Origin of the sequence: Acidaminococcus sp., assembly GCF_050873445.1 — a bacterium.
Lineage (GTDB): Bacteria > Bacillota > Negativicutes > Acidaminococcales > Acidaminococcaceae > Acidaminococcus.
Genome location: NZ_JBNMIU010000024.1, coordinates 22,841 through 30,677 on the forward strand (window position 1 = coordinate 22,841; position 7,837 = coordinate 30,677).

Annotated in this window: 9 protein-coding genes; all 9 read left to right on the forward strand. The window is 54.8% G+C overall.

Annotated elements, in window-relative coordinates:
• The first annotated feature begins 8 nt into the window (after positions 1–8).
• The 9 genes from ftsE to rplT all read left to right on the forward strand — a co-directional run bounded on the left by ftsE (position 9) and on the right by rplT (position 7,657).
• Positions 9–695: a cell division ATP-binding protein FtsE gene (ftsE, locus tag ACR0QW_RS05655; protein WP_432642738.1), complete on the forward strand. Its 687-nt coding sequence runs from the start codon at positions 9–11 to the stop codon at positions 693–695.
• A complete protein-coding gene (ftsX, locus tag ACR0QW_RS05660; protein WP_432642739.1) occupies positions 685–1,572 on the forward strand; it encodes a permease-like cell division protein FtsX in 888 nt (295 codons plus the stop codon). Before ftsE ends, ftsX begins: the two co-directional genes overlap by 11 nt.
• A gap of 11 nt (positions 1,573–1,583) precedes the next feature.
• Positions 1,584–2,717, forward strand: a complete 1,134-nt coding sequence (locus ACR0QW_RS05665; protein WP_432642740.1) for a murein hydrolase activator EnvC family protein — start codon at positions 1,584–1,586, stop codon at positions 2,715–2,717.
• Positions 2,718–2,906: 189 nt separating this feature from the next.
• Positions 2,907–4,061, forward strand: a complete 1,155-nt coding sequence (locus ACR0QW_RS05670) for a S41 family peptidase (protein WP_432642741.1) — start codon at positions 2,907–2,909, stop codon at positions 4,059–4,061.
• Positions 4,062–4,079: 18 nt separating this feature from the next.
• Positions 4,080–5,414, forward strand: coding sequence for a sensor histidine kinase (locus ACR0QW_RS05675; RefSeq protein WP_432642742.1), 1,335 nt, complete (start codon positions 4,080–4,082; stop codon positions 5,412–5,414).
• 67 nt (positions 5,415–5,481) lie between these two features.
• Positions 5,482–6,333 carry a deoxyribonuclease IV gene (locus ACR0QW_RS05680; protein WP_432642743.1) on the forward strand — a complete coding sequence of 284 codons (852 nt, stop codon included), beginning with the start codon at positions 5,482–5,484 and terminating at the stop codon, positions 6,331–6,333.
• 182 nt (positions 6,334–6,515) lie between these two features.
• Positions 6,516–7,049, forward strand: a complete 534-nt coding sequence (gene infC / locus ACR0QW_RS05685) for a translation initiation factor IF-3 (RefSeq protein ID WP_432642747.1) — start codon at positions 6,516–6,518, stop codon at positions 7,047–7,049.
• Positions 7,050–7,067: 18 nt separating this feature from the next.
• Positions 7,068–7,265: a 50S ribosomal protein L35 gene (gene rpmI / locus ACR0QW_RS05690; protein ID WP_071142943.1), complete on the forward strand. Its 198-nt coding sequence runs from the start codon at positions 7,068–7,070 to the stop codon at positions 7,263–7,265.
• A gap of 38 nt (positions 7,266–7,303) precedes the next feature.
• Positions 7,304–7,657 (forward strand): 50S ribosomal protein L20, encoded by a 354-nt coding sequence (rplT, locus tag ACR0QW_RS05695; RefSeq protein ID WP_071142942.1) that lies wholly within the window; start codon positions 7,304–7,306, stop codon positions 7,655–7,657.
• Positions 7,658–7,837 lie beyond the last annotated feature (180 nt).

Sequence of the window (7,837 nt, forward strand, 5' to 3'; positions counted from 1 at the left end):
TTGTTTCCATGCTGGAAATGCGTCATGCAGGAAAAATCTATCCGGGGGGTTCCGTTGCCCTGGAAGACATCAATGTTGAAATCAAGGCCGGGGAATTCGTGTTCCTGGTAGGCCCCAGCGGTGCCGGGAAAAGTACGTTCATCCGGCTGATTTCCCGGGAAATCGAGCCTACCAGCGGCCAGATCTTCGTGGACGGAGTGGATGTGATGAAGCTGAAACGGCGGGATATTCCGTATCTGCGCAGGCAGCTGGGCATCGTGTTCCAGGATTTCCGGCTGCTGAATGACCGCACGGCTTATGAGAACGTGGCCTTTGCCATGCAGGTGATCGAGGCTCCCGGCCACAAGATCCGCCAGCGGGTGAATGAGGTGCTGGAACTGGTGGGACTGAAAGACCGGGGCGATGCCTATCCCGGCGAAATGAGCGGCGGGGAACAGCAGCGCATCGCCATTGCCCGGGCCATCGTCAACGATCCGCTCCTGGTAATCGCCGATGAACCCACCGGGAACCTGGACCCGGAAACCAGTATGGAAATCATGAATATCTTTTCCCAGATCAATGCCAACGGTACCACCATCATCATGGCCACGCACGACAAGACCATGGTGGACTATATGCAGAAACGGGTCATCGCCCTGGAGGACGGGCATATCGTCCGGGATGACCGCAAAGGAGTTTACGGGTATGAAGTTTAGTACGAAATGGTATTACATCAAAGAGACCTTGACCTCTTTCAAGCGGAATTCCCTGATGACCATCGCTTCTATCAGCACAGTGGCTCTGTCGCTCCTGGTACTGGGCATGTTCCTGACCATGGTCCTGAACGTGAACAACCTGGCCCATCAGCTGGAAAGCCAGGTGCAGGTTACCGTCTACATGCGTGACAACGCCACGCCGGACCAGCTGAAGCAGGTGGACAAGGTGCTGAAGAGTACCGAGGGCATCGTGCAGGTGAAGCCTGTGACCAAACAGCAGGCTCTGCAGGAATTCAAGTCCCGGCTGGGGGATCAGCAGAAGTTGCTGGATGCCCTGGGTCAGGACAATCCGTTCCCGGCTTCCTTTGAAATCCAGGTGGATACGCCGGAACGGATCCCTGGCCTGGTGCCCCAGCTGCAGCAGCTGCCCGGGGTGGAAACGGCCAAGTTCGGTCAGGAGGTGGTGACACACCTGTTCCAGCTGACCCGGGTACTGCGGATCGGCGGCGTGCTGCTGATTGCGCTTTTGGCCATTGCCACGCTGTTCATCATCAGTAATACCATCCGCATTACTGTGTTTGCCCGGCGGCGGGAAGTGAACATCATGAAATACGTAGGCGCCACCGACTGGTTCATCCGCTGGCCTTTTCTGCTGGAAGGGATGCTTATGGGCCTCATCGGGGCAGGTATTGCCTCCCTGGCTCTGTACCAGGGGTATAATGCCATCCTGGCCCGGATTTACGCCACGCTGGCCTTCTTTCCCATGCTGCCCACCTGGCCCACCATGGGCTATCTGTGCGGCGTGCTGGTGGTAGTGGGTACCCTGATCGGTGCTCTGGGCAGCAGTATTTCCCTGCGGAAATTCCTGGATGTGTAGGAGGCGGCCGGATGAAAACTTGTGCAGCCGCCCTGGCGGCGGTTTTGCTGGGTGCCCAGCTGTCGGCCCCTGTGACCTGGGCTGAGTCTATCGAAGACAAGAAGGCCGAACTGGAGGATATCCAGCAGCAGATGGACGCGAAGGATGCCCAGCGGGAACAGAAGAAACAGGAAATCGGCAATGCAGTAGAACGGCTGGTGGCCGCCCAGAACGAACTGGCGGAAGCAAAACGGAAACTGGCGGAAATCGAAGGAAGGCAGCGGGCGCTGGAAATCAGGATACGCCAGAATGAAGCGGCCCTGAAAACGAAGGAAGCTGACTACAACAAGACACGGAAGGTGTACGAAAAGCGTCTTCGGGATATCTACGAAAATGGGCAGGTGAACTACCTGGATGTACTGCTGGGGTCCACGGATTTCCGGGATTTCGCCTCCCGGATGTATCTGCTCCAGCGGGTGATCCGCCGGGATTTCAACCTGATCGACAAACTGCAGACCCAGAAGGAAGCTCTGGAACACCAGAAGGCCATCCTGGATGACAACAAACGGGAACTGGATGCCATCCATGCGGAAGCTGCTGCCGAACAGAAAATCATCGCCCAGAAGACGGTGGAACGGCAGGCCCTGTACGAACAGGCCCTGGCGGAAAAAGCCAAACTGGATGCAGAATATGAAGAACTGCAGCGCAACAGCCAGGAAATCACAGCCATGATCCAGCGCATGGAGGAAGAGGGTCGTCTGGCGGCCCAGGCTCATGGTACTGGTCAGTTCATGTGGCCGGTAAACGGGGAAATCACATCGCCCTTCGGCTGGCGGGTGCATCCCATCTGGGGGACGCAGATTTTTCACGCCGGGCTGGATATCGGTGCCGATTACGGTGATCCGGTCCATGCGGCTGACAGCGGCACCGTGGTGTACGCCGGCTGGATGGGGGGCTACGGCAATGCTGTCATGATCGACCATGGGGGCGGTCTGGTGACCTTGTACGGTCATAATTCGTCCATTACGGTCAGCGAGGGCCAGCAGGTGGGCAAGGGGGAGACCATTGCCCTGGCCGGCAGTACCGGTAATTCCACCGGGCCGCACTGCCATTTTGAAGTCCGCATCCACGGCGAAGTCACCAGTCCGCTGCAGTATTTGCCGTAGGAGGCTGGCTGAATAGAAGAATCCCTTACGGGAGACCAGGGGCGGGCGCACCCGGCGACATCGCTGCGCGAGTCTTGGTGCGTCCCTGCGGTGTTTTACCGTATATCCGATAACAATCCGTAGGGGCTTGCCAAGGGTCCCGAAGGGATCCCGCCCGGCAAGCCCATCCCCGGCCTGAAAAGGAGAACCATGTTTAAAAAGAAATATACCGCTCCCCAGATGCTGGGAGTGTTTTTCCTTTCGCTGGGCGTTTTCAGCGGAGGAACCTATTATCTTATGAAAAACTGGATTGAAGACCCGGCTGCCCTTTTTCAGATTGTCCGGACCATGCACCTGATCCAGCATCATTATGCAGGGGAAACCGATCGGAAAGCCATTTATGACGGGGCATTGAAAGGCATGGTCAAAGTCCTGAACGATCCCTATTCATCCTATCTGGACAACCAGGACTTTGCAGCCCTGTCTACCATGACCGAAGGCCATTTCGGCGGTGTGGGCATGGTCATGGGCCAGCAGAAGGACGGTAGGTTCGTAGTGGTCTCGCCCATCGAGGATACGCCGGCCTTCCGAGCTGGAATCAAGGCCGGAGACATTCTGCTGAAAATCGACGGCAATGATCTGTCCGGTCAGAACTTGAACCAGGTGGTGAAGCAGATCCGGGGCGAGGACGGTTCCCAGGTAACCCTGACCCTCCAGCGGGGGGATGAGGAACCGCAGGATATTACCGTTACCCGCAGCGACATTAAATTGAAGAGTGTCTATGGACGTATGGATGAAAGCCATATCGGCTATATCCGGGTGACCAATTTCAACGAAGATACTGCCAAAGACTTTGGCGCCAAACTCCAGGAACTGAAGGATCAGGGCATGGAGGCTTTGGTACTGGACCTGCGGGACAATCCTGGGGGCCTTTTGGAAAGCGGCGTGGGCGTGGCCCGCTACCTGGTACCCAAAGGCCCCATTGTTTCTGTCACCGATAAGGATGGCAATACCCAGACGGAAAGTTCCACCCTGGAAAAGGTGGACTTTCCCCTGGCCGTACTGGTAAATAACGGTACGGCCAGCGCTGCGGAAATTGTTTCCGGCGCCATCCAGGACACCGGCTCCGGCAGATTGTTTGGAGTGAAGACTTATGGCAAGGGCGTGGTGCAGAATATCTTCCTGCTGAGCAACAAGACGGCTGTGAAGCTGACAGTAGCTAAGTACTACACCCCCAGCGGCCGGAGCATCGACAAGGTGGGCATTACTCCTGACGAAGTGGTGGAGGCCGCCGATGAAGAAGGAACGAACCAGCTGCAGGCGGCAGAGGGGTATCTGCGCAGCCAGCTGCAGAACAACAAGTAAAGGCAAGGAGCGTGGAACATGGAAATCTTGAAGAATCTGATGGCACAGTTGGAAGGCTGGAAGACGATCCTGCAGGGAGGCATGGACCAGGTTCCCTCCCTGCCTTTTGTCCGCACCGGCATGGAAGTGATGGCAGGCGTTCTCATCCTGCTCTTCATTGCCTACCGGTTCCGGGTACATCAGCTGCGCCGGGAACGGCAGCTGCGGTATCGGATCAGCGGTATGATCAGCCACCTGTGCGATACCTATGACAGCCTGGAAGACGTGGACTGGAAAAAACAGAAGGCCTACCGGTACCATTTCCGGGATGGCCGGCTGGAAATCCAGGAACGGGACATCGATAGCCTCAGCGACCTGATCGGGCCCTTGCTGCCGGAAGATGCGGCCAAATACCCGGAAGAGGTACTGAAAGGCTGCCTGGAAAAAGCTATGAAGACCTGTCAGCCCGTGGAATTCACCGCCCGGGAAAAAGCTGCCGATGGCACCTGGCACTGGAAATCCATCCTGTTCCAGGGTGTGAAGAAGGATGCCATCCATACCCGCAGCTGTCTGCTGCTGAAGAGGGATGTGAATGACAGCCGGGGCGCAGAGATGGCAAAACGGGTCCGGCTGAACCAGGACGTCAATCAGGCCAAAGAGGCCGTTCAGGCCAAGGCTGAATTCCTGAACCGGATCAGCCAGGATACCCGGGAAGCCCTGCGGGACATTATGGGCAACCTGACCCTCAGCGAAGGGGAGGTGGATCCGGACCGGCGAAAGGATTACATGGAGCAGAGCCAGAGCGAAGTCCGGTATCTGATGACCATGATCGAGGACATCAAGGAACTGTCCGATATGGAAAATGGTACCCTGGAAACCAGAAGCGAGACGTTCGATGTGGACAAGACCCTGGAAAAGCTCAATGGATTGTTCCAGAAAGAGGCGGAGAAGCAGGGAATTTCCTATTCCTGCACTGTGGAACCACTGTTGTACACTCATCTGGTGGGAGATGAAAAACGGCTGGAACAGGTATTGCTGAACCTTCTTACCAATGCCCTGCTGTTTACGGAAAAGGGTCAGCGGGTGCTGTGCGCCGTGCGCCAGAAACTGGTGAAAAACAGGAAGGTGTGCATGGAGTTCACTGTATTGTGCGCAGGTATGAAGATGCCCCAGGATATGGTGGACAAGGTGTTTTTGCCTTTTGAGCTTACCCGTCAGGTGGGCAGTGCCAAGGTCCACGGGGGATTGGGCCTGGTGGTGACCCACCGTCTGGTACATCTCCTGGGCGGCTTGATCAAGGCGGACAACGCTGAAGGCAGGGGAATGAGGTTCATCATTGAACTGCCCTACGATTTCACCAACAGCGTGGAATAGCGGGGCGCACCGGGCGGATCGCTCCGTGTCGTCTGGTAAACCCGCTTTTTATAGAAAGGATCTTGTTATGTTACACATTGGATGTCACTTGTCCAGCAGCAAAGGCTTCACGGCCATGGGGAAGACTGCACTCAGCATCGATGGCGATACCTTTGCTTTTTTCACCAGGAATCCCCGGGGCAGCAGGTCTAAAGAAATCGATCCAGCTGATGTGGCTGCTTTCCGGGAATTGTGGGCACCCAACATGGCCATCCCTCTGGTAGCCCATGCCCCTTATACCCTGAATCCCTGTTCCAGCAAACCCAATGTACGGGAGTTCGCCCGTCAGACCCTGGCCGATGATCTGCGCAAACTGGAAATCGTGCCCGGCAACTATTACAATATGCATCCGGGCAACCATCTGGGGCAGGGAACTCAGGTCGGCATTGTGCTCATCGGGGAAATCCTGAACGAAATCATCGACCCGTCCATGCATACCACACTGCTGCTGGAGACCATGGCGGGCAAGGGCACAGAAATGGGCCGTACCTTCGAAGAACTGCGGGCCATCCTGGACCGGCTGGAACATCCGGAAAAAGTGGGCATCTGCCTGGATACCTGCCACATCTGGGACGGTGGATATGACATCGTCCATGACCTGGACGGAGTGCTGCAGGAATTCGACGATGTGCTGGGAATTGAAAAACTGAAGGCCATCCACCTGAATGACAGCAAGAATCCTCTGGGGGCTGCCAAAGACCGTCACGAAAAACTGGGGCAGGGGATGATCGGCCTGGAAGCCCTGAAACGGGTGGTGAATCATCCGGCCCTGCGGGATCTGCCTTTTATCCTGGAAACCCCCAATGATCTGGGTGGCTATGCGGAAGAAATCCGCACCATGCGGGAAGCTCGGGAAAAGGCGGAACAGCTCACTGATTAAATGACATCAGCTGAAATTTTGCTTGCAAAATTTTTCCTCTGTGGTATAATAATTAAGTAACCAAAGTAGAGGCCACCTGCTTCTCACCTTGCGGCATTGCTCGACAGGGTCAGTGATACTGGATTTTGCAACGGGTGGACTTTGGTTCACCCGTTTTATTTTATTGTCTTTTGTCAGAATCACTGGAGGTGAACGTCATAGCAAAAGAAGAACTGCGGATCAATGAAGCTATCCGCGCAAGAGAAGTCCGTGTGAATACGGCTGACGGCGAACAACTGGGAATCATGTCCCTGCGGGATGCCATGCACCTGGCGGAAGAAAAGCACCAGGACCTGGTGGAAATCGCCCCGAAAGCCAAACCTCCTGTCTGCCGCATCATGGATTACGGCAAGTATCTCTATGAACAGCAGAAAAGAGAAAAAGAAGCCCGGAAACGCCAGAGAGTCATCGACGTCAAAGAAGTAAAACTCCGCATCCGGATCGAAGATCACGACTTCGAAGTAAAGAGCAAGAATGCCATCCGCTTCTTACAGGGCGGTGACAAGGTAAAAGTCACCATCATGTTCCGGGGCCGTGAAATGACCCATCCTGAACTGGGTGAACAATTACTGAATAGAATGGCTGACCAACTGCAGGAAATTGCGACTGTAGAAAGAAAGCCGAAACTGGAAGGACGCAACATGATTATGATCGTTGCTCCCAAAAGTTCCAAATAACAAGGAGGATGTCCAATCATGCCGAAAATGAAAACCCGCAGATCTGCTGCTAAACGCTTTAAAGCTACCGCTTCCGGTGAATTCAAACGTGGCAAAGCTTTCCGGAGCCATATCCTGGAACACAAATCTCCTGCTCGGAAGAGAAACCTGCGCAAAGCAACTCTGGTACATAAGACCGATCATGAACGCGTAGCTAAGATGCTGCCGTACGCTTAATCTGAGTGTAGAGAAATATCCAAGGAGGAATTTGAACAATGGCAAGAATTAAAGTCGGCGTAACTGCCCATAGACGTCATAAACACATCCTGGCCCTGGCCAAAGGTTACAGAGGTGCCAAGAGCAAACAATTCAAAAAAGCCAATGAAACCGTTATGAAGGGCCTGAGCTATGCCCGTCGTGACAGAAGAGCCAAGAAACGTGAATTCCGTCAACTGTGGATTGCTCGTATCAACGCTGCTACTCGTGCCAATGGCCTGAGCTACAGCCGTTTCATCGCTGGCCTGAACAAAGCCGGTGTGGAACTGGACCGCAAGGTTCTGGCCGATATGGCTGTGAACGATGCTGCCGCTTTCACCAAGCTGGTGGAAACCGCCAAGGCTGCTCTGTAAGAGAGAACTTCAATCCCGTCGCTTTGCGGCGGGATTTTTGTTGTCGGGTTTGAAAACCCCACGCTATGCGTGGGGTTCTGGAAAGCTTTTAGCTATACCAAAAAATCCTCCTTTGGTAAAATGAAGATGGCTACCAACCACTTCATTTTGAAAGGAGGATATCCTGAATGGATATTTCAA